The sequence below is a fragment of the Boseongicola sp. genome (assembly GCA_014075275.1).
GTDB lineage: Bacteria > Pseudomonadota > Alphaproteobacteria > Rhodobacterales > Rhodobacteraceae.
This window is the reverse complement of sequence record CP046179.1, coordinates 868,015-892,669: the sequence shown is the minus strand read 5'-3', so window position 1 is coordinate 892,669 and position 24,655 is coordinate 868,015. Positions and strand designations below refer to the sequence as shown.

The 24,655-nt window shown below is 56.8% G+C and carries 25 protein-coding genes; 16 read left to right on the top strand and 9 right to left on the bottom strand.

What is annotated here, in order from left to right:
* Positions 1–205: 205 nt before the first annotated feature.
* Positions 206–2,371, top strand: coding sequence for a catalase/peroxidase HPI (katG, locus tag GKR98_04515; protein ID QMU57528.1), 2,166 nt, complete (start codon positions 206–208; stop codon positions 2,369–2,371).
* Between the two features lie 69 nt (positions 2,372–2,440).
* Here katG and GKR98_04510 read toward each other — a convergent pair whose 3' ends face one another.
* Positions 2,441–3,571 (bottom strand): helix-turn-helix domain-containing protein, encoded by a 1,131-nt coding sequence (locus GKR98_04510; GenBank protein ID QMU57527.1) that lies wholly within the window; start codon positions 3,569–3,571, stop codon positions 2,441–2,443.
* Positions 3,572–3,794: 223 nt separating this feature from the next.
* On the opposite strand from GKR98_04510, the gene GKR98_04505 reads away from it, so the two are divergent.
* Positions 3,795–4,088, top strand: a complete 294-nt coding sequence (locus GKR98_04505; protein QMU57526.1) for a hypothetical protein — start codon at positions 3,795–3,797, stop codon at positions 4,086–4,088.
* Here the strand turns inward: GKR98_04505 and GKR98_04500 are convergent.
* Complete coding sequence (locus tag GKR98_04500) at positions 4,085–5,629, bottom strand: trimethylamine methyltransferase (protein QMU57525.1); 1,545 nt, start codon at positions 5,627–5,629, stop codon at positions 4,085–4,087. The genes GKR98_04505 and GKR98_04500 overlap by 4 nt on opposite strands.
* Before the next feature lie 193 nt (positions 5,630–5,822).
* Between GKR98_04500 and guaA the strand changes: the two genes are divergently transcribed.
* The 10 genes from guaA to GKR98_04450 all read left to right on the top strand — a co-directional run bounded on the left by guaA (position 5,823) and on the right by GKR98_04450 (position 15,451).
* Complete coding sequence (gene guaA, locus GKR98_04495; protein ID QMU57524.1) at positions 5,823–7,385, top strand: glutamine-hydrolyzing GMP synthase; 1,563 nt, start codon at positions 5,823–5,825, stop codon at positions 7,383–7,385.
* A 322-nt stretch (positions 7,386–7,707) separates the two neighbouring features.
* Positions 7,708–8,250, top strand: a complete 543-nt coding sequence (locus GKR98_04490) for a hypothetical protein (GenBank protein QMU57523.1) — start codon at positions 7,708–7,710, stop codon at positions 8,248–8,250.
* The gene (locus GKR98_04485; protein QMU57522.1) at positions 8,247–9,125 is read left to right on the top strand and encodes an EamA family transporter; all 879 of its coding nucleotides are present in this window, start codon (positions 8,247–8,249) and stop codon (positions 9,123–9,125) included. The genes GKR98_04490 and GKR98_04485 overlap by 4 nt, the downstream gene beginning before the upstream one ends.
* A gap of 116 nt (positions 9,126–9,241) precedes the next feature.
* Positions 9,242–10,348, top strand: coding sequence for a hypothetical protein (locus GKR98_04480; protein QMU57521.1), 1,107 nt, complete (start codon positions 9,242–9,244; stop codon positions 10,346–10,348).
* Between the two features lie 113 nt (positions 10,349–10,461).
* Entirely contained in the window at positions 10,462–11,325 is an 864-nt protein-coding gene (locus tag GKR98_04475; GenBank protein ID QMU57520.1) for an ATPase, read from the top strand.
* 112 nt (positions 11,326–11,437) lie between these two features.
* A complete protein-coding gene (locus GKR98_04470; GenBank protein QMU57519.1) occupies positions 11,438–12,376 on the top strand; it encodes a homoserine O-succinyltransferase in 939 nt (312 codons plus the stop codon).
* A 19-nt stretch (positions 12,377–12,395) separates the two neighbouring features.
* Positions 12,396–13,379 carry an alpha/beta fold hydrolase gene (locus GKR98_04465; GenBank protein ID QMU57518.1) on the top strand — a complete coding sequence of 328 codons (984 nt, stop codon included), beginning with the start codon at positions 12,396–12,398 and terminating at the stop codon, positions 13,377–13,379.
* Positions 13,380–13,422: 43 nt separating this feature from the next.
* Positions 13,423–14,286: a polyphosphate kinase 2 gene (gene ppk2, locus GKR98_04460; GenBank protein QMU57517.1), complete on the top strand. Its 864-nt coding sequence runs from the start codon at positions 13,423–13,425 to the stop codon at positions 14,284–14,286.
* Complete coding sequence (locus GKR98_04455) at positions 14,279–14,896, top strand: TetR family transcriptional regulator (GenBank protein ID QMU57516.1); 618 nt, start codon at positions 14,279–14,281, stop codon at positions 14,894–14,896. The genes ppk2 and GKR98_04455 overlap by 8 nt, the downstream gene beginning before the upstream one ends.
* Before the next feature lie 54 nt (positions 14,897–14,950).
* Entirely contained in the window at positions 14,951–15,451 is a 501-nt protein-coding gene (locus tag GKR98_04450) for a GNAT family N-acetyltransferase (GenBank protein QMU57515.1), read from the top strand.
* Positions 15,452–15,508: 57 nt separating this feature from the next.
* Here the strand turns inward: GKR98_04450 and rpsI are convergent, their stop codons facing one another.
* The 4 genes from rpsI to GKR98_04430 form a co-directional block, all read right to left on the bottom strand.
* Positions 15,509–16,018 carry a 30S ribosomal protein S9 gene (gene rpsI, locus GKR98_04445; GenBank protein QMU57514.1) on the bottom strand — a complete coding sequence of 170 codons (510 nt, stop codon included), beginning with the start codon at positions 16,016–16,018 and terminating at the stop codon, positions 15,509–15,511.
* 4 nt (positions 16,019–16,022) lie between these two features.
* Positions 16,023–16,481: a 50S ribosomal protein L13 gene (gene rplM, locus GKR98_04440; GenBank protein QMU57513.1), complete on the bottom strand. Its 459-nt coding sequence runs from the start codon at positions 16,479–16,481 to the stop codon at positions 16,023–16,025.
* Positions 16,482–16,882: 401 nt separating this feature from the next.
* Positions 16,883–18,061: a DUF1501 domain-containing protein gene (locus GKR98_04435; GenBank protein ID QMU57512.1), complete on the bottom strand. Its 1,179-nt coding sequence runs from the start codon at positions 18,059–18,061 to the stop codon at positions 16,883–16,885.
* Between the two features lie 11 nt (positions 18,062–18,072).
* A complete protein-coding gene (locus GKR98_04430) occupies positions 18,073–19,473 on the bottom strand; it encodes a DUF1800 family protein (protein QMU57511.1) in 1,401 nt (466 codons plus the stop codon).
* A 59-nt stretch (positions 19,474–19,532) separates the two neighbouring features.
* On the opposite strand from GKR98_04430, the gene GKR98_04425 reads away from it, so the two are divergent.
* On the top strand, positions 19,533–20,135 hold the full coding sequence (locus tag GKR98_04425) for a hypothetical protein (GenBank protein ID QMU57510.1): 603 nt from the start codon (positions 19,533–19,535) through the stop codon (positions 20,133–20,135).
* On the opposite strand, the gene GKR98_04420 is transcribed toward GKR98_04425, so the two are convergent.
* Positions 20,121–21,926 carry an ATP-binding cassette domain-containing protein gene (locus GKR98_04420; GenBank protein ID QMU57509.1) on the bottom strand — a complete coding sequence of 602 codons (1,806 nt, stop codon included), beginning with the start codon at positions 21,924–21,926 and terminating at the stop codon, positions 20,121–20,123. The genes GKR98_04425 and GKR98_04420 overlap by 15 nt on opposite strands.
* A 31-nt stretch (positions 21,927–21,957) precedes the next feature.
* Entirely contained in the window at positions 21,958–22,698 is a 741-nt protein-coding gene (locus tag GKR98_04415; GenBank protein ID QMU57508.1) for a GNAT family N-acetyltransferase, read from the bottom strand.
* A gap of 98 nt (positions 22,699–22,796) precedes the next feature.
* On the opposite strand from GKR98_04415, the gene msrB reads away from it, so the two are divergent.
* The gene (msrB, locus tag GKR98_04410; protein QMU57507.1) at positions 22,797–23,198 is read left to right on the top strand and encodes a peptide-methionine (R)-S-oxide reductase MsrB; all 402 of its coding nucleotides are present in this window, start codon (positions 22,797–22,799) and stop codon (positions 23,196–23,198) included.
* Here msrB and bamE read toward each other — a convergent pair.
* Positions 23,195–23,608, bottom strand: a complete 414-nt coding sequence (gene bamE / locus GKR98_04405; GenBank protein ID QMU59965.1) for an outer membrane protein assembly factor BamE — start codon at positions 23,606–23,608, stop codon at positions 23,195–23,197. The two genes, msrB and bamE, sit on opposite strands and share 4 nt — an antisense overlap.
* A gap of 132 nt (positions 23,609–23,740) precedes the next feature.
* Here bamE and GKR98_04400 point away from each other — a divergent pair, with 132 nt between their 5' ends.
* Positions 23,741–24,277 (top strand): DUF177 domain-containing protein, encoded by a 537-nt coding sequence (locus tag GKR98_04400; GenBank protein QMU57506.1) that lies wholly within the window; start codon positions 23,741–23,743, stop codon positions 24,275–24,277.
* 150 nt (positions 24,278–24,427) lie between these two features.
* Positions 24,428–24,634, top strand: coding sequence for a 50S ribosomal protein L32 (gene rpmF, locus GKR98_04395; protein ID QMU57505.1), 207 nt, complete (start codon positions 24,428–24,430; stop codon positions 24,632–24,634).
* Positions 24,635–24,655: the final 21 nt, after the last annotated feature.

Here is a 24,655-nt window from a genome sequence, read left to right as displayed (position 1 = left end):
GCCGAATTGCGAAAAATGCAAGTGTCGCGCCCCATAGGCGTTGAATGCTGGGCCACGCAGTTTAGATTGGTTCTAAGGAATCACGATCTGCGGGGAGATCAGGCAGCAAAGTTGAAAGGTGGCAAATCGGCCCTTTTTGACATTGAACGGCATGACCCCTCGCATTTCAATGAGTAGCAATTGAATAGAAAGCACCGGAGGACCTATGGACGGCGACAGCAAATGCCCAGTAATGCACCGAGAACATGTGCGAAATGACGACTGGTGGCCAAATCAACTGAATTTGAAAATTCTGCATCAGAACTCGGATCTGACAGATCCAATGGCGGACGGGTTTGATTATGCTGAAGAGTTTAAGTCGCTTGATCTTAAGGCGCTGAAGGCTGATCTGACGGCGTTGATGACGGACAGTCAGGATTGGTGGCCGGCTGACTATGGGCACTATGGGCCGCTGTTTATCCGAATGGCCTGGCACGCTGCGGGCACCTATCGCACGGCTGATGGTCGCGGCGGCGGCACAGGTATGCAGCGGTTTGCGCCGCTGAACAGCTGGCCGGACAATGGCAACCTGGACAAGGCGCGTCGCCTGTTGTGGCCAGTTAAGCAAAAATATGGCCGTAAAATCTCCTGGGCTGACCTTTTGATCCTGACGGGCAATGTTGCGCTTGAATCCATGGGCTTTGAGACATTCGGATTTGCGGGCGGTCGCGCTGATGTCTGGGAACCCGAAGAAGACGTCTACTGGGGCAAGGAACAGATCTGGCTAGACGACGAGCGGTATTCAGGCGACCGCGATCTTGAGGCCCCTTTGGCAGCAGTTCAGATGGGTCTGATCTATGTGAACCCGGAAGGGCCAAACGGCAATCCCGACCCGGTCGCGTCAGGTCGCGATATTCGCGAAACTTTTGCGCGCATGGCAATGAACGATGAAGAAACCGTTGCACTGGTGGCCGGTGGTCATACGTTTGGCAAGGCTCATGGTGCGGGCGATCCGGGTCATGTTGGCGCCGAGCCGGAAGGTGCTGCAATCGAACATATGGGGCTTGGATGGATAAGCAGCCATGGTTCGGGCAAAGGCGTCGATACAATCACGTCGGGGGTCGAGGGCCCTTGGACTCCTACACCAACAACATGGGACATGAGCTTTTTTGATGCTCTGTTCGGCTATGAGTGGGAACTGACCAAAAGCCCGGCGGGTGCAAATATCTGGCACGCGAAGGATCTCAGCAACGATGATCACGCGCCCGAAGTCGATGGATCATCCAAAGACGTCAAACTGATGATGACCACGGCGGATATGGCGATGCGGATGGACCCGGCTTACGAGAAAATCTCGCGCCGCTTCCATGCGAACCCGAAAGAATTTGCGGATGCCTTTGCGCGTGCTTGGTTCAAGCTGACCCATCGCGATATGGGACCAAAAGCGCTGTATCTGGGCGACGAGGTGCCAGGCGAAGAACTGATCTGGCAGGATCCAATCCCAGCTGCGGATGGTCCATTGATCGATGCTGCCGATTTGGCAGCACTCAAGTCCTCGGTTATGGCCTCGGGACTGACCGTTTCTGAACTGGTTTCCGCGGCCTGGGCCTCAGCATCGACGTTCCGGGGATCAGACAAGCGCGGTGGCGCCAATGGTGCTCGTGTGCGTCTTGTCCCGCAAAAGGATTGGGAAGTGAACGATCCGGCGCAATTGGCGAAAGTGATCGCGACGCTGGAAGGCATTCAGGCAGACTTCAATGCTAGCGGCAAAACCGTTTCGCTGGCCGATCTGATTGTTCTGGCTGGTTCAGCGGCAGTCGAGGCTGCGGCCAAGGCTGGCGGACATGACGTGACAGTTCCCTTCGCACCGGGTCGCGGCGACGCATCAGCAGACCAGACCGATGTTGAAAGCTTTGAAGTTATGGAGCTGCGCGTTGACGGGTTCCGCAACTATATGGCTGCGAATCTGATGTTGTCGCATGAAGAGATGCTTGTGGATCGTGCACAGCTGCTCACACTGACAGCGCCGGAAATGACGGCGCTTGTGGGTGGGCTGCGTGTTCTGGGTGCAAATAGTGGTGGATCGGAACATGGCGTTCTGACCGACCGCGTTGGCACATTGTCGAACGATTTCTTCGCCAACATCCTGGATATGGGCACACTTTGGATTGGTCAGAATGGATCCGAGCAGGTGTTCGAGGGACGCGACAGCACAACCGGCAAGATCAAATGGACCGGCACTCGTGCGGATCTGGTTTTCGGATCAAATTCGCAATTGCGTTCCCTTGCCGAAGTTTATGGCAGCAATGATGGCGAAGCCGACTTTGTGAACGCTTTTGTTGCGGCCTGGGTCAAGGTCATGGAGCTGGATCGTTTTGATCTGATAGGTTGAAGCGCTTTAAATAATTGAAAAAGGCGCCTCGTATGGGGCGCCTTTTTTTGTTGGATCGAAAACTCGAAGTCACCCGATAAGAGGCGACCAGTTGCCTTCAGCTTCGTCATAGTGCCGCTTAAGTCTAGCCAGAGCGATCCTGAGAACAATCTTGCCAGAGCGTGCTGACCAGCCCATTCGTTTTTCGGCAGCCTCCATGCCTTCCAGAAAACAACAACACCGCAAGACCACGTCACCAAGTCCTGGCCCAAGATCGCTAAGTGCACGACTGACGCGTTCGCGGGCTGCATCGGAACCGCCACCGGTGCCAGAGTTGTAATCGCCACGGACACCGGCGGTTAAGAAACGCTCCCAATTCTGAGCCACACGTGGCCCCATTTGGGCCAATTCGAAATCTTCGCGCAGACGTTCGCCCGCGGCAACAAGATCGGCGCTCAGGAAGGGCTTTCCTGTGCCGTCCCGACGACGCGCCAAAGAAAGCAGCGGGCTTTCGGTTGCATTGTAACGCTCCCGCCGCCGTTTGCCGTCACTGTCTCGGACATTTTGCGTCTCGTGATCGGCGTGCTGGGCCGCGAATGGGCGGGCTTTTTCGGCCAATCCGGCACGGTTTGCTTCATCTTCAGCCAGAAGCCTCTTTAAAGCGTGGCGGCCTGTGGTGGTAATTCGATAGCGCGAAATGCGCCCTTCACATGATAAAGTCACCCAGTCTTTCAGCGCCATTGCCTCAGCCAAAGGGCGATCTACAACTGCTGTTCGCAATGTTTGACCATCGGTATCTTCACGCACGACAACTGCCTTTTCCATGTCTTTAGCGATGGCCAAACAGGCGCCGGGTTCGTTCAGACGACGCAATACCCGTGGGGCGTCACGAGGTAGCTCCTCTTCATCCGGCAGTTCCGGGGCGTCTTCAACTTCTGCAGCAAGTGTCATTGTATCTATGTCCTCGACATCCGGCGAAAGCCCGTCACCGACACCCCCAGAACGGCTGAGACGGCAAAGCGCCAATTCCACCAAGAGATCGTCGCGACGCGTTTCATAGCGGCGAACCTGACGCAACACAGTCGAGGCATGACACCCCGCTTCGCGCGCCAACGAACGGATCGATTGGCCATGCTCGGTGTGCGCAAGATAACGGCGAAGATCGTCCGGCGCCCAATCTGGAACGGCCAATATCCTCGGGGTGTCTTGTGCTGTGTGCATGTCGATCCTCCTTTGAACCGGATGTGTAACTTCGAAACGGCTACCCACCACTAGCAACCTTGAGTTGTATTTATTACCAGTCTCTTAACACAAACGGTCTGCAGTCAAATTGGTGTATGAATTGTAAATAAACAGAAATATGCCCGAACGCTGTTTATGGGATGTGTGCAACACACGCGTAGGTTGCATTAGTGGTGATGAACCTCAATTAAGGATATCACTTATGTCTGATGTTTTGAATGTGCTGGCGGGATTGCGTCGTCCACGATTACTAATCCGCGCTGCCCGGCTCGGAATGAGCGATTACAGCCGCGACCGCACTTTACCGCGCCTGATTAGTGCGCACGCCTCGAAGCGCCCCGAAGAAACCGTCAGATATCTACTCGAAGCAGAAGCCAAGGCCGAATGCGGCCGCCGCGACGGCAACGCCGGTTATTCACCGGCACGCCACATCGAAATATTGATCGCCTTGATGGCCGAGGCCCGCCTGATACCACGCGGGCCAACGGCCGTTTAGGCAAATGCGTCGGGAACAGACGCCTTTTTCTCGGCGACATATGCTTCAAGCCGCGCCTTGATCTCCGGATCCAATGCCGGTGTTTGATAGTCGTTCAGCAACTTTTCTACGCGCTTGCTGGCCAATTGAACCGTGTCCTGTTCGCCCTCATCGGCCCAGGTCTCAAATGGTTTGTAATCAAGAAGCTCGGTGCGCCAGAAAGCGCTCTTGAAGTTGGCCTGAGTGTGCGCGCACCCCAGATAATGGCCGCCAGGCCCAACTTCGCGGATGGCATCCATGCCTTGCCCGTTCTCGGACATATCAACGCCGGACGCGATGCCATGCAACGCACCCAGTTGGTCGGCATCCATAACGAATTTCTCGAAACTGGCCACAAGCCCGCCTTCAAGCCAGCCTGCCGAGTGCAGCATGAAATTGACACCTGCCAAAAGGCCGACGTTCAGGCTGTTCGCCGTTTCATAAGCAGCTTGGGCATCAGGCAGTTTCGATCCACAGAACGAACCGGCCGAACGATAGGGTAAACCCAGACGCCGTGCGATCTGACCCATGCCATAGGTGATCTTTGCAGCCTCCGGCGTGCCAAAGGTCGGCGCGCCCGAGTTCATATCAATCGAGGTCACGAAGGCTCCGGCAATCACTGGCGCACCGGGGCGGATCAACTGCGAATAGGCAACACCGGCCAGAACTTCCGCCATAACTTGCGTCAACGTGCCGGCCACGCTGACCGGGGCCATTGCGCCGCCCACGATAAAGGGAGAAATGATCGCGGCCTGATTGTTCTTGGCATAAACCTCCAACGCGCCCATCATCGTGGAATCAAAGGTTAGCGGTGAATTGATGTTGATCAGCGAAGTCATGACCGTGTTTTCAGCCACAAAGTCTTTGCCGAACAGGATCTCGCACATTTCAACCGAATCTGCCGCCCGTTCCGGTTCGGTCACCGACCCCATGAATGGCTTGTCTGACAGGGTCATATGGGCAAGCAGCATATCCAGATGGCGCTTGTTGACCGCAATATCGGTCGGCTCGCAAACGGTACCGCCGGAATGGTGCAGCCACTTGGACATATAGCCCAGTTTCACGAATTTCCGGAAATCTTCGATCGTGGCATAGCGGCGTCCGCCTTCTGCGTCACGTACGAAGGGTGGACCATAAACAGGGGCCAGCACCAGATTGTTGCCACCGATGACAACGCTCCGCTCTGGGTTCCTGGCATGCTGAACAAATGTCGAAGGCGCTGTTGAACACAGCTTTCTGGCCAATCCCTTTGGCAGTCGAACACGCTCGCCGACAACTTCTGCGCCAGCGGCTTTCCAACGCTCCAGAGCAGCAGGATTGTCAACGAATGCGACTCCGATCTCTTCCAATACCGTTTCAGCATTGGCTTCGATAATATCCAACGCCTCTTCGTTCAGAATTTCCAGATTGGGAATGTTGCGCTCAATGTATTTTGCCGCTTCAATTTTGACGGCTGTACGCTCGGCGCGACGGGCGGCTCCACCGCCACCCCGTGCCCGACGGCGCGATTGTGCTTCTGACATCGTTAACCCTCCAACGACATTTTAATCCGTCATACACTGCCCGGCTCAATGCCCCGTGCAGTTTGCGTCCTCTGCCTTCAAAAAGCGACATGTGCTTTCTTTCCGGTGAAAATACTCCGGGGGGCGAGCATGGCGAGCGGGGCAGAGCCCCAAAGTGCTTGCACACCCTGCCCGGTGCGCCTAATCAGCCACCATGACAAATACCTCGCATGACCGCCTTCTTATTATCGACTTTGGTTCGCAGGTGACGCAGTTGATTGCGCGCCGTTTACGGGAACTGAATGTCTATTGCGAAATCCACCCCTACCAAAGCGTGACCGACGCATTCCTAAAGGACTTTGCTCCGCGTGCCGTTGTGTTTTCAGGCGGCCCTGCCAGCGTTATTGACGAAGGCTCGCCGCGCCCCCCTGCCAGCGTATATGATCTGAATGTTCCGATATTAGGCATCTGTTACGGCCAGCAAGTCATGATGGAAATGCTGGGCGGTCGTGTCGAACGTGGCAAAGGCACCGCCGAGTTCGGACGCGCCTTTGTTGATCCGCAATCGAACAAACTGGATCTGCTGGACGGTTGGTTCGCTGGTGGCAACGAGCAGGTTTGGATGAGCCACGGCGACCATGTCGCTGAAATCGCGCCCGGTTTCGAAGTCTATGCCACCTCGACTGGTGCGCCCTTCGCCATTACAGCAGATGTTGAACGCAAATTTTTCGCGGTTCAGTTTCATCCCGAAGTGCATCATACACCGCGCGGTGCCAAACTCTACGAGAACTTTGTTCGCATGGCCGGGTTTACCGGCGACTGGACCATGGATGCATACCGCGAGGAAGCGATCCGCAAGATTCGTGATCAGGTCGGCAACAAACAGGTGATCTGTGGGCTATCCGGCGGCGTCGACAGTTCGGTTGCTGCTGTTCTCATTCACGAAGCCATCGGCGACCAACTGACGTGCGTGTTTGTTGACCACGGGTTACTGCGGCAAAACGAGGCGGATGAAGTCGTTGCCATGTTCCGCGACAACTACAACATTCCGCTGATTCACGCGGACGAAAGCGCGTTGTTCCTGGGCGAGTTGGACGGTCAGTCTGACCCCGAAACCAAGCGCAAGATCATCGGTCGATTGTTCATCGACGTCTTCCAGAAATATGCCAACCAGATTGATGGCGCCGAGTTTCTGGCCCAAGGCACGCTCTATCCGGATGTCATAGAAAGCGTCAGTTTTTCCGGAGGACCATCAGTCACCATCAAATCGCACCACAATGTCGGTGGCCTGCCCGAAAAGATGGGTTTGAAACTGGTTGAACCCTTGCGGGAACTCTTCAAGGATGAAGTTCGTGCCCTTGGCCGCGAGCTTGGTCTGCCCGACAGTTTCATTGGCCGTCACCCTTTTCCCGGTCCGGGTCTGGCCATTCGGTGTCCGGGTGGAATCACACGGGAAAAGCTGGATATCCTGCGGCAGGCGGATGCTGTTTACATCGACCAAATCCGCAAGCACGGGCTTTATGATGAGATTTGGCAGGCATTTGCCGCCATTCTGCCGGTTCGCACCGTTGGTGTTATGGGCGATGGGCGCACGTATGATTTCGCCTGTGGTTTGCGTGCTGTGACGTCTGTTGACGGCATGACGGCTGATTACTATCCGTTCACTCACGAATTTCTTGGCGAAACCGCAACTCGTATTATCAATGAAGTCAAAGACATAAACCGGGTCTTTTACGATGTAACTTCTAAACCTCCCGGAACAATTGAGATGGAATGACGTAGACATGGCAATCGAGATTCGGGATTGATTTTAGTCGGAATATTTTTCCAAAATCTGCAACAATACGTCATTTAGGCGGCAATTGTCGCCTTTTCTGCCACGCTTTCGGGCCAGTTTCTCCTGAATATGGCCCTGAACTTGGGGCAGTCTGGCGGCTGAGTTAACAATTACCCATGCACATCCTGAAGGTGCTGTATTGGGTTAAGGGATATAGGATCAGAGCATGAAACTCATCCGTTGGATATTTGCACTTGCGATCATTTCAATCTGGGGTGCCCTGATTGGCACCGGTCTTTATGTGGCAATGTAAGAACCACCGCTGGAAGTTCCAAACGGCGAAGCCATTGTTGTGGTTTCGGGCAACGCTGGCAAAACTGGCGGCCTTTTCGGTGAAACCAAAACGCGCCTGGATCGTGCTGTCGCGCTTTATACCGATGGTAAGGCGCCTCGCCTGATTGTTTCAGGCGGAACCGCGACCAACAATGAAGCGGTGGCCGAAGCCATGGCCGCTGCTGCTATCGAAGCTGGCGTGCCCGCAGATGCGATTACGATCGAAGGCAATTCTCATTCGACGCTGCAAAATGCATTGTTTGTTGGCGACATCGAAGATCTCGATAAAGCGTCACCGATTCTTCTGGTGTCCCATCGCTATCATCTGCTGCGGGCGAACGCGTCGTTCCGCTGGGCAGGATTTGAAAGCATCACCAATGTCGCCGCCGACCCCGAAGGCGGGTTCGTCATCACGCCGAACCTTCTGTGGGAAAGCGTGAAGTGGCCATTGAACCTACTCCGTGCAGGTGCCGCCAGCGCTGCTGAGGCCGGAAGCGTCCCACGTGAGAATTACATTAAGTATCTCGAATGACCGAAAGGTCGCAGCCCCTAGCGGCTGCGGCCTGGATGACTGGGGCCATCGTTTCATTCTCGTCCATGGCAATTGCCGGACGTGCGCTTTTTTCGGAACTCGATACATTCGAGATGATGATGTATCGCTCATTTATCGGGCTATTCATCGTTGTGCTGGTAGGCGGTCTGTTCGGCAAGTTGAACGAAGTGCGTTTTGACCGGCTGGGGACGCATCTGGTGCGAAACCTCTGCCACTTTACCGGACAGAACCTGTGGTTCTTTGCACTGACCTTGATTTCGCTGGCGCAGTTGTTCGCGCTTGAGTTCACCTCGCCCATTTGGGTTATGTTGCTGGCTGTCTTTCTTCTTGGGGAAAAATTGACCCGCCCGCGTGTTCTTGCCGTACTTCTGGGGTTCGCAGGGGCCATTCTTGTGGCGCGTCCCGGATCCGGAGGTGACCCTACGGGATTGCTGATCGCAGGAACCGCAGCCGTCGCCTTCGCAGGCTCAATTGTCCTGACAAAATTGCTGACCAGAACCGAAACCGTTCTTGGCATCTTGTTTTGGCTGACCGCGATGCAAGCGGTCATGGGGCTGATAGCCACCGGATATGATGGCGACATTGCCTGGCCAAGCGCGGCAGCCTGGCCATGGGTCACTATGATCGCCCTAGCCGGTCTTCTGGCGCACACTTGTCTAACAAACGCCTTGCTGGTCGCCCCGGCATCAATTGTAGTTCCGATGGACTTCTTGCGTCTGCCAGTGATCGCGATTGTAGGCATGCTGTTTTACGCCGAACCACTAAGCGCCTCGGTTTTCCTGGGTGCTGCCCTGATATTTGGCGGAAATTACCTGAACATCTGGCACGAGTCGCGCCAATCTCAGGCTCAATGACAGAACAGTTACGCTGCGGTACAATCTTAGGCGGAATGTGTAGAATTAATTGACCTATTCGCCCCGGCCTCCCTAATGTCCGCGCTACCAAAGCGACACAGTGGGGACTGGACGTTATGAAACGTATTATGACCGCGGCTTCGATTACAGCGGCTGCGACCGCAGCGCACGCGGGTGGTATTGAGCGGACCAACCAGTCTGTGAACGTCCTGTTCGAAGAAGGCCGTTATCTGGAGTTCTCACTGAGTGGCGTTTCGCCGACTGTATCAGGTGTCGGAGGACTACTCACACCGGGATTGTCATCCGGCGATATGACTGAGACCTATTTGCAATTCGGGGCTGCCTACAAAGCCGACCTGAATGATACTTGGTCCTATGCAATTTTCTACGACCAACCGTACGGCGCCGATGTGAATTACCCGGGCGCACCCGGACCAGGAAGCTATTTTGCCGCGGGTTCAACGGCCGAGTTCAATTCACAAGCCCTGACGGGCATCGTTCAGTACATTTTGCCCTCCAACGTCAGCTTTCACGCCGGACTTAGAGTCCAATCGATTGAGGCAACGGCGGTCGTCCCATTTCTCGGCGCTTACTCTGCAGATGGAGAGCGTGACTTCGCTATGGGGTATCTGGTTGGAGCAGCCTACGAAAAGCCGGAAATAGCGTTGCGGGTAGCGCTGACATACATATCTGACATCAATCACAGCCTTACAACCACCGAAAACTCAGGCCTCGGACCCGACCGTGTGTCCCCAACGCTAATAGATACGCCACAGGCTTTGAACTTAGAGTTTCAGTCGGGCGTAGCAGAAGACACCTTGGTGTTTGGCTCGATCCGTTGGGTCGAATGGAGCGAATTCTCGATAACTCCAACTGACTATGGAACGATTTCTGGTGGAGCGCCACTTGTTGGGTTTGACGACGACCGTATTACTTACAACTTGGGGGTTGGTCGTCGGCTAAACGAAACTTGGTCAGTTCTGGGGTCGGTGTCCTATGAAGAGCAAACTGGATCGCCGACCGGAAACCTCGGACCGACCGATGGTCGTTTGGGCGCGACCATTGGTGCTGTCTATACCAGAGACAACGTTCGGGTTACGGGCGGTATAAGCTACGTAGATGTTGGTGACGCCAACACCCGCGTGGGGCTTGCGGTTCCGGCAGGTGCGTTTTCTGGTAACTACGCCATCGGTGCAGGCATTCGCGTGGGCTACACGTTCTAGCACACCCCACGAAAGGGCAGCGCCGCCACGTTGCCCCTATTTTGCAACCCTCCCAATTGACCCCCCCGCAATCGCGCCCTACCCATGGCTGAAAGGTCAGGAGCCGGGCAGTTATGCTCTACAAAAACGCAGATGAGTGGCGGAATGCCCCCAACAAACGGATCATGCTGTTTGGCATGTCCGGCTTGGGCAAAACCTATATCTCGAATCTTCTGCGCGACGAAGGCGGCTGGTTCCATTACTCGGTCGATTACCGCATCGGCACGCGCTACATGGGCGAACACATCGCCGACAACTTCAAACGCGAAGCGATGCAGGTTCCCCTATTGCGGCAGCTTTTGCTGACTGACTCGGTTTTCATCCAGTCGAACATCACGTTCGAAAATCTGGCACCGCTGTCCACATACCTTGGAAAACCCGGCGACCCTTCCAAAGGCGGCTTGCCGTTCGACGAATATTGCCGCCGCCAGGATCAACACCGCGCCGCCGAAATTGCAGCGATGCAGGACACCGCGCATTTTGTGCGCCGTGCGCAAGACCTTTACGGCTATGGCAATTTCATCTGCGACACCTCCGGTTCAGTCTGCGAGGTCGTTGACCCTGACAACCCGAACGATCCCGTCCTGTCGGCCCTGAAAGACACTGTGCTTCCGGTTTGGATAGAAGGCAGCGAAGCCCACACCCAGAAATTGATCCGCCGCTTCGACCGCGCCCCAAAGCCAATGTGCTACCAGCCGGCATTCCTTGAAACCGCCTGGACCGACTATCAGACCGAAACCGGCGCCGCCCCCGACACAATTGACCCGGACGCTTTCGTTCGCTGGACCTATGCCCGTGCTCTGGCCCATCGCCGACCGCGCTATCGCGCCATCGCCGAAAAATGGGGCGTCGCAATCAGCGCTGATGCCGCGGCGTCAATCAGCTCCGAAGCTGACCTCACGGATGTAATCTCCGCCGCAATCGATCGAATGCCCTGATCCCGTTTTGGAACTCACGAAGTTGGAAAGCGCCCTGCCCGGCCCGACACCTTGAGAACTGACATCGCAAACGCTATTTCAAACCTTCACCACAAAACCCGGACCTGAAACAATGCCGATCAAACTGCCCTCGACCCTGCCTGCCTATGATGTCCTCGCGCGCGAGGGTGTTATGGTCATGCCCGAGGACGCAGCTCAGCACCAGGACATCCGGCCCATGCGCATTGGGCTTTTGAACCTGATGCCCAAGAAAATTCAGACCGAAAATCAGTTCGCCCGCCTGATCGGCGCAACTCCTTTGCAGATCGAATTGCAACTGATCCGCATGTCTGAGCACCAAACCAAGACCACCGCCGCCGAACACATGGCCGAGTTCTATCGTCCCTTCCAAGAGATCAAGGACCAGAAGTTTGACGGTCTGATCATCACCGGTGCGCCCATCGAACACCTACCGTTCGAAGACGTAACCTATTGGAGCGAGTTGGAGGAGGTCATGGAATGGACCCAGACCAACGTCCACTCCACCTTCGGCGTCTGCTGGGGTGGCATGGCGATGATTAACCATTTCCATGGGGTTCAGAAGCACATCCTTCCGGCCAAACTATTCGGCTGCTACCGGCATTCCAATAAATCGCCGCAAAGCCCGTATTTGCGCGGGTTTTCAGATGATTGCGTCATCCCGGTCAGTCGTTGGACCGAGATGAAGCAGGACGAAATTGACCATGCTGGCGGGTTGACCACATTGCTTGGATCAAACGAGGCCGGCCCCTGTCTGGTGCAAGACGAAGCGCATCGCGCGCTCTATATCTTCAACCACTTCGAATACGACAGTGGCACGCTGAAAGAAGAATACGACCGTGATATCGCCAATGGCACGCCCATCAATGTGCCGTCGAATTACTACCCGGATGACGATCCGTCCAACGATCCGCAAAACCGCTGGCGCAGCCATGCCCATCTTCTCTATGGCAACTGGATCTCCGAGATTTATCTGACGACGCCATACGACATGAGCCTGATCGGCCAAACCACGACGGATCTCAGAAAGTGACCGGTCACCAGCCACCGCAATGTTGCGCGCACCCGTGCTGAGTGCGGTGCTGGCCATTGCCGCGTTGGTGATTGCCAGCGCCCTGATCATCGACCGCGTCGCCGACATCCGCGAAGCCCGGATCGAGGCCCGATTTCCACCAACCAGCGAGATCGTTACCGTCGAAGGCCGTGAAATACATGTTACCGTGATGGGCGAAGGTCCTGATTTGGTGCTGATCCATGGTGCGGGCGGAAATAGCCGCGAGTTTATGACCGAGATCGGCGAAGAACTGGCGCAAAACTATCGACTGTTCATCGTCGATCGTCCCGGATTTGGTTGGAGCGAGCGCATCAGCCGGAACAATCGCAACCCTTTCACAACCATTGCAGCAAGCCCCGCCGATCAAGCACATATCCTGTCAGCCGCCGTCACCGCTAAAGGTGCAAGTGCTCCATTGGTGCTTGGCCATTCATTTGGGGGTGCAGTGGCGATGGCTTGGGGATTGAACGAACCTGCGACCGGGCTTGTCATTGTGTCTGGTGCGACCATGCCGTGGCCCGGCAAACTTGACGCCTATTACCGGATTCTCGGCAATTCAGTTGGCGGTGCTGTTCTGCCGCCACTTATCTCGGCTTTTGTGTCAACGAAAAGGGTAGACACAACGCTAAGCGGCGTATTTGCTCCACAACCCGTCCCAGTTGGCTATCGCGAAAGGGCCGCGACGATGTTGGCAACCCGTGCCAGAAGCCTGCGCGCCAATGGCCGTCAGGTGAACAACCTACGCCCCCATATCGTCGAAATGTCAGCGCACTACCCCGATATGGCCCTTCCAACCGAAATCCTGCACGGGGATGTCGATACCACCACGCCAATGGTCACCCATGCCATCCCGCTGTCTGAGACTCTGCCGAATGCAAATCTGACCATCATGGAAGGCATTGGCCACATGCCGCACCAGGTCGCAACCGGTGACGTAATCGCAGCAATCGACCGCGTCGCAACCCGCGCCGGATTGCGCTAAGGCGCTGGAACACCTACGTTAATAGAAAGTAAAAGGACGTTACATGACCTTGCCTTTCGACGGTGCCATCAGCCAGTTCTACAAAGCGGATGCCCCCGATGCCGTACGCGCCGCCATTCAGGATGCGGGCAAGAAAGATATCCTGTCCTCGAGCTATCCCTATTCCAAGGCGCTGGACAAAGACGACTACGAAGCTGAGATCGAACGCCTGCAATTGGAGCTGGTCCGGTTTCAGGCCGATGTGAAAGAAACCGGCAAACGCGTCGTCATCGTATTTGAAGGTCGGGACGCCGCCGGAAAAGGCGGCACAATCAAGCGCTTCCGCGAGAACCTTAATCCGCGCGTGGCGCGCACTGTTGCACTCTCCAAACCCTCAGACCGCGAAACCGGCCAATGGTATTTCCAACGCTACATAGACCACCTGCCCACCGAAGGCGAAATCGTCCTGTTCGACCGCAGCTGGTATAATCGTGGCGTTGTCGAGCACGTCTTCGGCTTCTGCAAACCCGAGCAACGGGAACATTTCTTCACCCAGGTCCCCGATTTCGAAGAAATGCTGATCGACGAAGGCATCATCCTGAAAAAGCTCTGGCTGAACGTCGGGCGCGCTGAACAACTCCGTCGTTTCCTCAGCCGAGAGAAAGACCCGTTGAAGCAGTGGAAACTCAGCTGGATCGACGTCGAAGGCCTGAAGAAATGGGACGCCTACAGCGACGCCATTTCCGAAACCTTCGCGCGTAGCCATTCCGACCATGCCCCTTGGACCATCGTGCGCTCAGACGACAAAAAGCGTGCACGCCTCAGCGCCATCAAAAGTGTGCTGGCCGATTGCGACTATGCTGGCAAAGGCAAAGACTTGGCGCCTGACGCCAAAATCTGCGGCGGACCGGACATCTGGGGTGCCTAAACGCGGCTATCATCACGGCAATCTACGCCAGGCACTCGTCGACGCCGCCCTGATCCTGATTGAGGAGAAGGGCCCGACCGGTTTCACCTTGTCCGAGGCCGCCAAGCGTGCAGGCGTTACCCCGGCTGCCGTTTATCGCCATTTCGAAGGCCGCGAGGACCTGATCGCCGAGGCTGCACGCCAGGGCTATGAAATATTCGCCGATCTGATGGAATATGCCTATGAAACCGGCCAGCCGTCCGATCTGGCCTCGTTCGAAGCCACTGGCCGCGCCTATCTGGCTTTCGCCCGCCGCCATCCGGGCCATTATATGGCGATGTTTGAAAGCGGCATATCGATTAACCGCACGCCGGAACTGGCGCTGGTTTCAGGGCGCGCTTTGGCAGTTCTGGAAAAAGCTGCCGATAAACTGTCTGAACACATCGATCCGGCCAAGCGCCCGCCGCCACAAATGGTCTCGGCTCACATATGGGCCATGAGCCACGGTGTCGTCGAATTGTTCGCACGCGGCTCTCCCGGCACAAAGTCTCCCTTTCCTCCGGAGGATCTGTTGGAAAGTGGTATTGGTATCTATCTGCGCGGGCTGGGACTGCTTGAAGCCGATGACTAAAGACATCACCACGCCGGATCTTTTCCAAATTCATTGCCGGAGAGATCAAAACCAATGACGCCCCCCCAATTTCGACGTGTGACAACGCCCCGGGAAATCGAAACGGTGGTCAACATTGCAGGGCCGATCTGGATGGAGCATTACGCCTCGATCATCGGCGCCGATCAGGTCAACTATATGTTGCGCACTCTGCACTCAAAGGCTGCTATCGCTGACGAAATCGCACACAAAAATGCCCGTCTCTACCTGATTGAGCTTGAAGGCCAAAATGTCGGTTATCTTTCAGTGCATCCCCGCGAAGAGAGCCTGTTTCTGAGCAAGGTCTATATTCAGTCATCCACACGCGGCAATGGATTGGGAAAAGCAGCACTTCAGTTTGTTAAAGACATGGCGGAACGTGACGGCCACTCAGCGATCACGCTGACTGTCAACAAGATGAACCTGAACACCATCGCGATCTATGAAAAGATTGGCTTTGAGAAAACCCAAGAAGTCACATTCGATATTGGCGAGGGCTATGTCATGGACGACTATGTGATGACCTGGCAGTTATAGCGCCAATGAAAAAGGCCGCCCAAACGAGCGGCCTTTTCGAAATGTAGTGTCGGCGGCTTAACGCTTGGAGAACTGGAAGCTCTTCCGTGCTTTGGCCTTACCGTATTTCTTCCGCTCAACCACACGGCTATCGCGTGTCAGGAAGCCAGCGGCTTTCAAAGCACCGCGCAGCGATGGTTCATAAAGCTGAAGCGCTTTCGAGATGCCGTGCTTGACCGCATCAGCTTGACCCGACAAGCCACCGCCTTTGACGGTTGCCATAACGTCGAACTGACCGTCGACGCCTGCAACCTGAAACGGCTGACGCAAGATCATCTGCAAAACAGGGCGCGCGAAGTAAACTTCCAACTCGCGACCATTGACCGATACTTTGCCAGAGCCTGGCTTGATCCAGACACGGGCTACCGCGTCCTTTCGCTTGCCAGTGGCATAAGACCGGCCCAGTTCGTCGCGAACGGGCTCAGGAAGGGCTGCAACGTCAACAACAGCTTCAACAGCAACTGCCTCGGTTGTGCCCTCGGCGACAACCTCTTTCAGGTTGTCCAACGATTTGATGTCTTCTGCCATGGGATCAGCTCCGGGTGTTCTTTTTGTTCATGGATGCAACATCCACAACAGTTGGGTCCTGCGCCTCGTGCGGATGCTCGGCACCTGCATAAACGCGAAGATTGGTCATCTGATGACGGCTCAGCTTGTTGCCAGGCAACATGCGCTTGACGGCCTGCATGACAACACGCTCGGGGTGCTTGCCTTCCAGGATCTGACCGGTGGTGCGGGATTTGATGCCGCCCGGATAGCCAGTGTGCCAGTAATTCGGCTTGTCGCGTTTCTTGCCCGTCAGCTGGATCTTGTCAGCATTGATGACGATGACGTTGTCGCCCATATCCATGTGCGGAGTGAACGAGGCCTTGTGTTTGCCGCGAAGGCGCATGGCGATGATCGACGCCAGACGGCCCAGAACAACGCCCTCAGCGTCGATCAGCACCCAGCTCTTTTCGATCTCCGCCGGAGTAGCGGTAAAGGTTTTCATGTCTCTGACCCTATTGGGGGAACTTTGATGCGCGGTGTTTAAAGCACTGGCGCGCACAGTCAAGGCGCACAAATACGATTAAATCATTCAAAATCAATGCTTTACAAATTAGGTATTATAATACCCCATAAACGCACCTGCTGATTGACCCCAATTTGGAAACGGAGAGTTCCCATATTTCCACCGCATTGGTCATATTTATACCCGGATCTCCACCTACGTTAACGACGTGTTTAGTAAGAGTTGTCGGAGTATCAGTATGACACAAGTTTTATTCCTCGTATCTGTCGCATTGGGCATGGGTCTTGGCGCTGTCGCCCTGATCTAGACCAGACTGATCTATCCGCCATTTTAAAACCGCATGATCCGGCCTGCCGGGTCATTTGCCGTGGCCGATACCCTCAGGCCAGCAACCCAGGATCCCGCCCCATATCAAGGCCGGGGAAAATCGCCGCCTCGATATGACTGGTCTGCAGCCCGAACAGCCCCCGCAACGCCCAACCGGCATAGCTGCGCACATCCGCCGTTGGCATAAGATCGCGGTCCTCGAACAATTGGCCTTCGCCCAAACCCGGCCATTGCCCAAAGACACGGCCCCCGTTTACCGCACCACCCGCAAATACTGCGGCTCCGCCAGTCCCGTGATCTGTCCCGCGTGATCCGTTTTCGCGCACTGTCCGCCCGAACTCCGTCAGACCCATCACCAATGTATTGTCCCAATCGCGACCCAGGCCCGATTTCAAAGTCTCTATCGCCACCCGCAACTCGCCCAAGGCGCGCGTCAAAGAACTGGATTGATTGGCGTGGGTGTCCCAGCCGGTCAATGAAAACGCTGCAATCCGGCTTTCTTCGCTTAACCGTTCGGCCGCAAAACCCGCCAAAGCCTCAGCCCGGCCAGCCTGTCGCGCCGACATGCCACCCATGCCCCCACCCGACAAATCCGCCAGTTCCATGGCCTGCGCAGCCGCGCGATGAAACAGCGGGTCCTGTTCGTAAACCTTGGCCAATAACAACTGCGCTTGCGGCGACATATCCAGCGTACCATCAGGTGACCAACTGGACACCGGCACATCCCCATTCAACAGCAACAACTGTTCGCGCCCCACAGCAAAGGCAGTGCGCACATTAACGCCCGGCAAATGCCCCAGCGCCCGATTCAACCAGCCATCGCGTGCATCGGTCAATGCGCCCGAACTTGCCGCGCCGCCGTTTTCCAGAAAATCCTGCCCGTCGAAATGGCTGCGCTTGTTGCGATAGGGCGTCGAGACCGCATGGGCAAAACCCAGTTCGCCTGCATTCCACATCGGCATCAACGGGTCCAAAGCGGCGTGCAGGCCGAAAAACCCATCCAGATCGCTGAACCCCTGATCCGACAATCCGGGCCGATGCCGCGCATAGTCCGCATCGCCCACCGGGCGCACCACGTCCAGCCCGTCCATCGCCCCGCGCAGCACGATCACAACCAAACGCGCGTCTCCGGGGGCAGATGCCAAAGTAACCGGCGTCAAAAATGGGCTGGCAGCCGCTGAACACCCTAATGCCAGCGAGCGTCCTAAGAATTTCCGACGAGATACAGTCATAGCCAAGCCTCCTACCGGCGATTGAACTCGGGCGAGGCTAAAGCAAGCGCCACACCTTCGGCCCGGCTTTCCGATCCGGCCACGGCGAATTTCAGAAATGGCGACGCCGCATCCGCCAATGCCCCGTCAAGAAACCCTCTGGGATCAACGTCCGTCAAGAACCGATCCGCCATTGCGCCTGACCACTGCAATCGCGCCGCCAAAGTTGCAGGCGTGATCCAAGCCTCCGGCGCTTCCGCCCAGCCATCCGGTCCATTGGGGCGAAACAGCGGCTGACCCATCGCCATCAGGGGTTCCATCAATCCCTGACGCAATTCGCGCCCTTTCAGGTCGTCCAAGACGCTTGCGGGGGCCTGCGCCGCCCGCAGAGCAGAGATCATGAAATCAAAGGGCCGTTTGACGTTGTTGAACGGCTCGGCCCAAGCGCGCGGTTCTTCCAACAGCGCCCCATATGTCGCCATAAGATCGCCACCGCTGGCCTGATAGACTTTCGCAATCGCCTCGACCCAATCCTCAGGCACCTCGCCACCGACGAAATGCACGATCAGCTTTCGCGCCAGATGACGTGCTGTGTCAGGATGCACGGCAATATCCGCCAGCACCGCACGAATATCACCCAGCGATGCTTCCCCGCCGCCATACCGCTTGCCCAGAACCACCTCGGCCCCAGGTTCGGCAATACGCGACCGAAATGTAAACCCCGATTTGTCCACCGACAGACCCGTCAAAAGCTCTGCCAACTGCCGCACATCGTCTTGAGTGTATCCAGCCCCAACACCCAGCGTATGCAGCTCCAAAACTTCGCGCGCCAGGTTCTCGTTCAGCCCCTTGCCCCGCCGCTTTCCGGCAACGGAATTCGGCCCCGCTGATTGCACTTGATTGAGATAAATCAGCATCGCTGGATGCAGCGTAACCGCTTCCAGCATATCGCCAAATCGCCCGCCCACATGGGGCCGTATCGCGTTTTCGACCAGATCGGGCACCAGCGCCGACAGAACCGGCCCATTCGCAGCCACCGTGAAATGATCAGTCCAAAACGCCACCAACCGTTCGCGAAATCCCGTGCGCGAGGCGATAGCCCGCTGAAACGTCGTCTTCACATCGTTCATGGTCTGGTTTCGCACTTTGCCGTCAGCGCGTTTTTTTGCACGCTCGCCACCGGCCTCGCCCTTTCGCGCCTTCGCAGTCGCCGCACGCCGCTCGGCAATCAGCTCGGCCCGCGTTTTGGTCGAGGCGATCCGAAACTGCGCTTGCACCGCGTCTTTACCAGCAACACCCGCCAACAAAGCGTCTGCGGTCCCAACCGTGGCTTCACCCGGCCGAAACCCATAACCGAACCGTATCGCCGCAATCGTGCTTTTCTGAACCATAGGAAGCCCGTTCCTTCCGTGTTGTCCCTTTTCTAAACGCATCGCGGTGAAATTTCCGTCGCAGAAATCCAAAACCGGCGAAGATCAGTTAAACTCACCCCATGCCCCACCAGAATCGCGTCCTCTCCACGTCCGAGATCATCCGCCACCCCGCCCGCGGCCTGTTCATGGGCAATCGCGGCATCCTGCACGATGAACACCAACAGATTGGCAAACCCCGCTGGCGTCACAAAGCCTGGATCATCTGCAATCTGACCCACAAGGATTGGCACCGCGAAATCATGCAACCCGGAAACTACACCGAGCTGTTTTTCCTGGACGAAGCCGTCGCGCTGGCCGCCGGGCACCGCCCCTGCGCTCTTTGCCGACGCTCTGCTTACAACGATTTCCTGACTGCCGCCGATCACATTGACCCGGTCCGCCACTTCGATGACCACCTGCACAATGCCCGCGCCATTCCGCGAAAATTCACCCAGCGGCGCCACACCACCAGCATCACCGACCTGCCCGACTACACAATCATCTTTGAAAATGCCCCAAAACTGATCCTTGGCAATCACCTGCGCGAAGTTCGCCCAGACGGCTACGGCCCACCAAAACCGCGCCCCAGATCAGGCTCCGTCACTGTCCTGACCCCAGAACCAACCATTAAAGCGCTCAGAAATGGCTACCGCCCAATGTTGCACCCGTCAGCTCGCGGCTGACTTTTCTTCCAACTGCAACCACTCGTCCTCAGCCGCGGCCAACTTCCCCTGTCTTTCGGCCAACGCCTTCGTCGCCTTTTCAAACTTCAAAGGCTCGCGCGAATACAGCTCTGGATCCGCCATCAACTGCTCCAATTTGGCAATCTCAGCCTCGAACCGCGCAATCACGTCCGGTAACTCGGCCAACCGGTGCTTTTCAGTAAAGCTCAAGCCGGACTTCGTCTTCGCTTCGGCCTTCGCAGCCTTCTTTGCAGCCCCTTTCGAGACAACCGAGCTTTCCACCAACTGCCGCTTGGGCGCATAATCCGACCAGCCGCCCGCGTGCACAACCAGCCGTCCGGCCCCCTCCATCGCCACGGTCGTCGTCGCCACCCGATCCAGAAAGTCCCGGTCGTGGCTGACCAGCAGAACCGTGCCGTCAAAGTCGTCCAGCAACTCCTGCAACAGATCCAGCGTCTCGATGTCCAGATCGTTGGTTGGCTCGTCCAGAACCAGCAAGTTCGACGGCTTGGCCATGATCCGCGCCAGCAAAAGCCGCGCCTTCTCGCCCCCCGACAAAGACCGCACCGGCGCGCGCGCCTGCGCTTCGTCGAACAGGAACTCCTTCAAATACCCGACCACGTGCTTTGGCACACCTCGCACCATCACCTGATCCGAGCTTCCCGACACCCGCATCGAACTATCCCCGGTCAGGCTTTCCCAAAGCGTTGCATTCGGATCCAAAGCCTCGCGCCTCTGATCAAACACGGCCATCTCTAGGTTGGTCCCGAGCACCACCTCGCCGGCGTCCGGTGCCAACTCCCCCGTCAGTATTTGGATTAGTGTGGTCTTACCGACCCCGTTCGGGCCGACAAAAGCCACCCGCTCCCCCCGCTGAACCCGCAGCGAGAAATCTTCGCAAATGACCTTGCCGTCAAAAATCCTCGAAATACCGGTCGCCTCGATCACCCGCTTGCCGGACTTCGGCCCGGCTTCCAGTGCCATGGCCGCCGTGCCTTCGCGCCGGATCTGCGCCGACCGGGTAGCGCGCAATTCCTGCAAGGCGCGAACACGCCCTTGATTGCGCTTGCGCCGCGCCGAAATACCTTCAACCGCCCAGCGTGCCTCGGCCTTTATCTTGCGATTCAACTTGTGGCGCGCGTCATCCTCATCAGCCCAGACCTTGTCGCGCCAGGCTTCAAACCCTGCAAAACCCGTGTCCTGCCGACGCACCGCGCCGCGATCAATCCACAACGTCCCCTTGGTCAGCGCGCGTAAGAACGCCCGATCGTGCGAGATCACGATGAAGGCCGAACGCGTTGATTTCAAATGCTCTTCCAGCCAGACGATCGCTTCGATATCCAAATGGTTCGTCGGCTCATCCAGCAACATCAGATCCGGCGCTTCGGCGATCAGCTTCGCCAATGCTGCCCGTCGCCGTTCCCCGCCAGACGCCGCGTCAACAGCCGTCGCAGGGTCAAACTTCAACTTTTCCGCAACCGCCTCAACCCGCCAACTTTCGCTGTCGTCCATATCGCGCAAAGCGTAATCGCCCAGCGTTGCGCAGCCCCGCATTTCGGGTTCCTGCGCCATATATCCGACGCTGTCGCCAGGACTGACCACACGGTCACCGCGATCTGCCTCAACCAACCCGGCCATGACTTTCATTAAAGTCGATTTGCCGGACCCGTTGCGCCCCACAAGCGCCAGCCGGTCGCCGGGTTGAACCGTAGTGGACAGGTTATCAAACACCGGATCCCCGCCGAAAGTCAGCGAGATGTCGGTCAGTTGAAGTAAAGGTGCGCGTGCCATCCGCGCGGGCTACGACGCGCTTTGTCGGGCGTCAACCGGCCACAGCACGCAAAGCTCGCACACGCGCCGGTGGGATCGACCCGATCTCAAGACCGGTGAAGACGTACAAAGTATTCAAATCGCGGTCCACCACCGCGTGATCGCTGACCCAACCACCCATTGTCAGATAGGACCGCAGCAATGGTGGCATGGTCTTGAACGCCTTCACCCTGTCCGGCGCGCGCCGCAACCGCCGCGCAAAGCGAAACACATCCGGCGCTTTCACCCGTGGCAACCACCGGCGCGGCGCCAGGTGCTTGTCGCGCAGCATGGCGAAGGCATCAGCATAGGCCGCCGAGTCCGTTCCTGCGAACGACGAACACCCAAACAGCATCCCCACACCTTCTTGATCGACAAACTTGGTGAGTGCCCCCCAGGCCACCCGCAATATATCCGGATCTTTCAAACCGGGCCGCACGCAGAACCGCCCCATCTCGACCATCGGCTGATCATAGCCGGTCAACCCATCCAAATCATAATACCGCGCAGAATAGCTGCGCCCGATCTCGCGCCCGTCCCGTAGTGGCAAGACCCGAAAGGTCGCCACCAGATCCCCGGTCGCGCAATCCTCGATCAAGACATGCTTGCAAATGTCGTCCAGGGCATCCGCCTCGCGCCCCCCGGGCCGCTTACCGGAAACAAATGCCTCATACCGTAAGCCTTGCGCGGCCCGAACGTCTTCAGCGCCTCTTGCAAAGCGGGCGCGGTAACGCGGATTTGACACGAATTCCATCCCCTCAGATGGTTTCGCTTTTGGCGTGCACACCTAGATATAGCCGTGCAGTACCTGCCATAAATCATATGTCAGGGCCACGAAGAAGGGGTGAACACATGGATAAAGTCGTCAAATCAGACGCCGAATGGCGCGCGCAACTGAACGATCTGGAATATAAAGTGCTGCGCAAACACGGCACTGAACGGGCGGGCAGCAACGACAACTTCCCTAAAGACGCTGGCACATACCGTTGCAAAGGCTGTGGTGCCCCCCTGTTCGATCAGGCCCACAAATTCGAAAGCGGCACCGGTTGGCCCTCATTCTATCAACCCGTTGACGATGAAATGGTTGGCGAAACCACGGACCGCAGCTTTTTCATGCGCCGCACCGAAGTGCACTGCAATCAATGCGAAGGGCACCTTGGCCACGTCTTCCCAGATGGGCCAAACCCAACGGGCCTGCGTTATTGCATCAACGGTGTGTCGCTGGATTTCGTACCTGAAGACGAGAACGCTTAGTTCTCGTTAATCAGATCGCCAACGTTCAGACGGCCAAAGTTCGAGAATAGCTGACGCAAAAAGCTGATGCCCTGTGTATTGCTGTCTGTCACCCGACGGTTCAAAGCAACGACCTGGCCATTCTCAAGACCAAATGTCTCGATATTCTGGACCACTTCGGCATCGGAAAACGTGATGACAACAACTTTGTGGTCTGTTTCAACTGGCGCGCGCCACAAGAACCGCTCGTATTCGCTGCGAACATAATACCAACCCCGCGTGTCGATCAGGCCAAGTGTGCCTGGTCGACCCACAGACTGCGCAACAGTGTCCTTGGTATCAGTGCCCACAACAATGCTATCTAGAGCCTCGACTTCGGGGACATAGCCGTGATTATTGGTCAGACGGGCGCATCCGGCTAGAACGGCCATAACCGCAACGGCCAGAACGCCGCGCCTCAATACCACTTTAACACGTGCCAAACCTGACCCACCTCTTGCCAAGCGGCGAAGCGCCGCCTAATCGGCATATCCACAGAACGACCCCGTTTCAAGGCGCTGCCCATGACCACGTCCGTATTGAAAATATCCGACATCACCAAGGCCACCCGGTTCAACCTGAAACCGGACGCTGACGAAAAACAGGCGATCGCCGAGCGCCTAAACATCCTTGGCATCCGCAAACTCACCTTTACCGGTGAAGTTGCACCGACCGGCTCACGCGACTTTGTCCTCCACGCCAGGATTGGGGCGACCGTGGTACAGGCTTGCGTCGTCACGCTTGAACCGGTCATCAGCCGGATCGACGAAGATGTCACTCGCCAATATCTGGCAGATTTGCCCGAAATCACCGATGCCGCCGAAAGCGAGATGCCCGACGACGACACCCAAGAGCCACTGCCAGAATTGCTCGACTTATCGGATGCGATGGAAGAGGCTTTGGCACTTGCTCTGCCCCCATGGCCACGCGCCGACGGCGTGGAAGCCGTGGAAATCTCGGTCGCCGCGCCTGGAGAGACGCCTCTGAGCGACGACGACGTCAAACCCTTCGCCGCCCTGAAATCACTCAAGAACAAGCTTTCGGACACAGATGAAAACTAGGCGTGATTTGCCCCTTGCGTTTGAATAGAATCTGAGTATTTTCCCGGCCTCGCTCGAACATTGGGTTGGACACGGGCCGCGCCAGCGCGTAAGACCGATCTGACCTACCGCACAACGGGGCAAGCCCCCTTAATTTATTGAGGATGTGACATGGCTGTCCCTCAGAATAAAATCACCAAATCGCGCCGCAACATGCGCCGCGCACACGACTCTCTGGTTCCCGGCAACCCGGCAGAATGCCCGAACTGCGGTGAACTGAAGCGTCCACACCACGTCTGTGGTGCCTGCGGGCACTATGCAGACCGCGAAGTTGTTGCTCAGGCCGACGAAATCGACCTCGACGACGACGCCGCGTAAGCGACGTTCGCGCCTCGGACT

What these genes read in the sequence shown, in the direction of transcription:
- ppk2 (QMU57517.1), top strand. Translation starts at nt 13,423, where the DNA reads ATGACCTTGCCTTTCGACGGTGCCATCAGCCAGTTCTACAAAGCGGAT.
- rpmF (QMU57505.1), top strand. Translation starts at nt 24,428, where the DNA reads ATGGCTGTCCCTCAGAATAAAATCACCAAATCGCGCCGCAACATGCGC.
- guaA (QMU57524.1), top strand. Translation starts at nt 5,823, where the DNA reads ATGACAAATACCTCGCATGACCGCCTTCTTATTATCGACTTTGGTTCG.
- GKR98_04450 (QMU57515.1), top strand. Translation starts at nt 14,951, where the DNA reads ATGACGCCCCCCCAATTTCGACGTGTGACAACGCCCCGGGAAATCGAA.
- GKR98_04475 (QMU57520.1), top strand. Translation starts at nt 10,462, where the DNA reads ATGCTCTACAAAAACGCAGATGAGTGGCGGAATGCCCCCAACAAACGG.
- GKR98_04415 (QMU57508.1), bottom strand. Translation starts at nt 22,698, where the DNA reads ATGGAATTCGTGTCAAATCCGCGTTACCGCGCCCGCTTTGCAAGAGGC.
- GKR98_04435 (QMU57512.1), bottom strand. Translation starts at nt 18,061, where the DNA reads ATGACTGTATCTCGTCGGAAATTCTTAGGACGCTCGCTGGCATTAGGG.
- katG (QMU57528.1), top strand. Translation starts at nt 206, where the DNA reads ATGGACGGCGACAGCAAATGCCCAGTAATGCACCGAGAACATGTGCGA.
- GKR98_04465 (QMU57518.1), top strand. Translation starts at nt 12,396, where the DNA reads ATGTTGCGCGCACCCGTGCTGAGTGCGGTGCTGGCCATTGCCGCGTTG.
- GKR98_04420 (QMU57509.1), bottom strand. Translation starts at nt 21,926, where the DNA reads ATGGCACGCGCACCTTTACTTCAACTGACCGACATCTCGCTGACTTTC.
- GKR98_04510 (QMU57527.1), bottom strand. Translation starts at nt 3,571, where the DNA reads ATGCACACAGCACAAGACACCCCGAGGATATTGGCCGTTCCAGATTGG.
- GKR98_04430 (QMU57511.1), bottom strand. Translation starts at nt 19,473, where the DNA reads ATGCGTTTAGAAAAGGGACAACACGGAAGGAACGGGCTTCCTATGGTT.
- GKR98_04480 (QMU57521.1), top strand. Translation starts at nt 9,242, where the DNA reads ATGAAACGTATTATGACCGCGGCTTCGATTACAGCGGCTGCGACCGCA.
- GKR98_04505 (QMU57526.1), top strand. Translation starts at nt 3,795, where the DNA reads ATGTCTGATGTTTTGAATGTGCTGGCGGGATTGCGTCGTCCACGATTA.
- GKR98_04470 (QMU57519.1), top strand. Translation starts at nt 11,438, where the DNA reads ATGCCGATCAAACTGCCCTCGACCCTGCCTGCCTATGATGTCCTCGCG.
- msrB (QMU57507.1), top strand. Translation starts at nt 22,797, where the DNA reads ATGGATAAAGTCGTCAAATCAGACGCCGAATGGCGCGCGCAACTGAAC.
- GKR98_04500 (QMU57525.1), bottom strand. Translation starts at nt 5,629, where the DNA reads ATGTCAGAAGCACAATCGCGCCGTCGGGCACGGGGTGGCGGTGGAGCC.
- GKR98_04400 (QMU57506.1), top strand. Translation starts at nt 23,741, where the DNA reads ATGACCACGTCCGTATTGAAAATATCCGACATCACCAAGGCCACCCGG.
- rplM (QMU57513.1), bottom strand. Translation starts at nt 16,481, where the DNA reads ATGAAAACCTTTACCGCTACTCCGGCGGAGATCGAAAAGAGCTGGGTG.
- GKR98_04485 (QMU57522.1), top strand. Translation starts at nt 8,247, where the DNA reads ATGACCGAAAGGTCGCAGCCCCTAGCGGCTGCGGCCTGGATGACTGGG.
- rpsI (QMU57514.1), bottom strand. Translation starts at nt 16,018, where the DNA reads ATGGCAGAAGACATCAAATCGTTGGACAACCTGAAAGAGGTTGTCGCC.
- GKR98_04425 (QMU57510.1), top strand. Translation starts at nt 19,533, where the DNA reads ATGCCCCACCAGAATCGCGTCCTCTCCACGTCCGAGATCATCCGCCAC.
- bamE (QMU59965.1), bottom strand. Translation starts at nt 23,608, where the DNA reads ATGGCCGTTCTAGCCGGATGCGCCCGTCTGACCAATAATCACGGCTAT.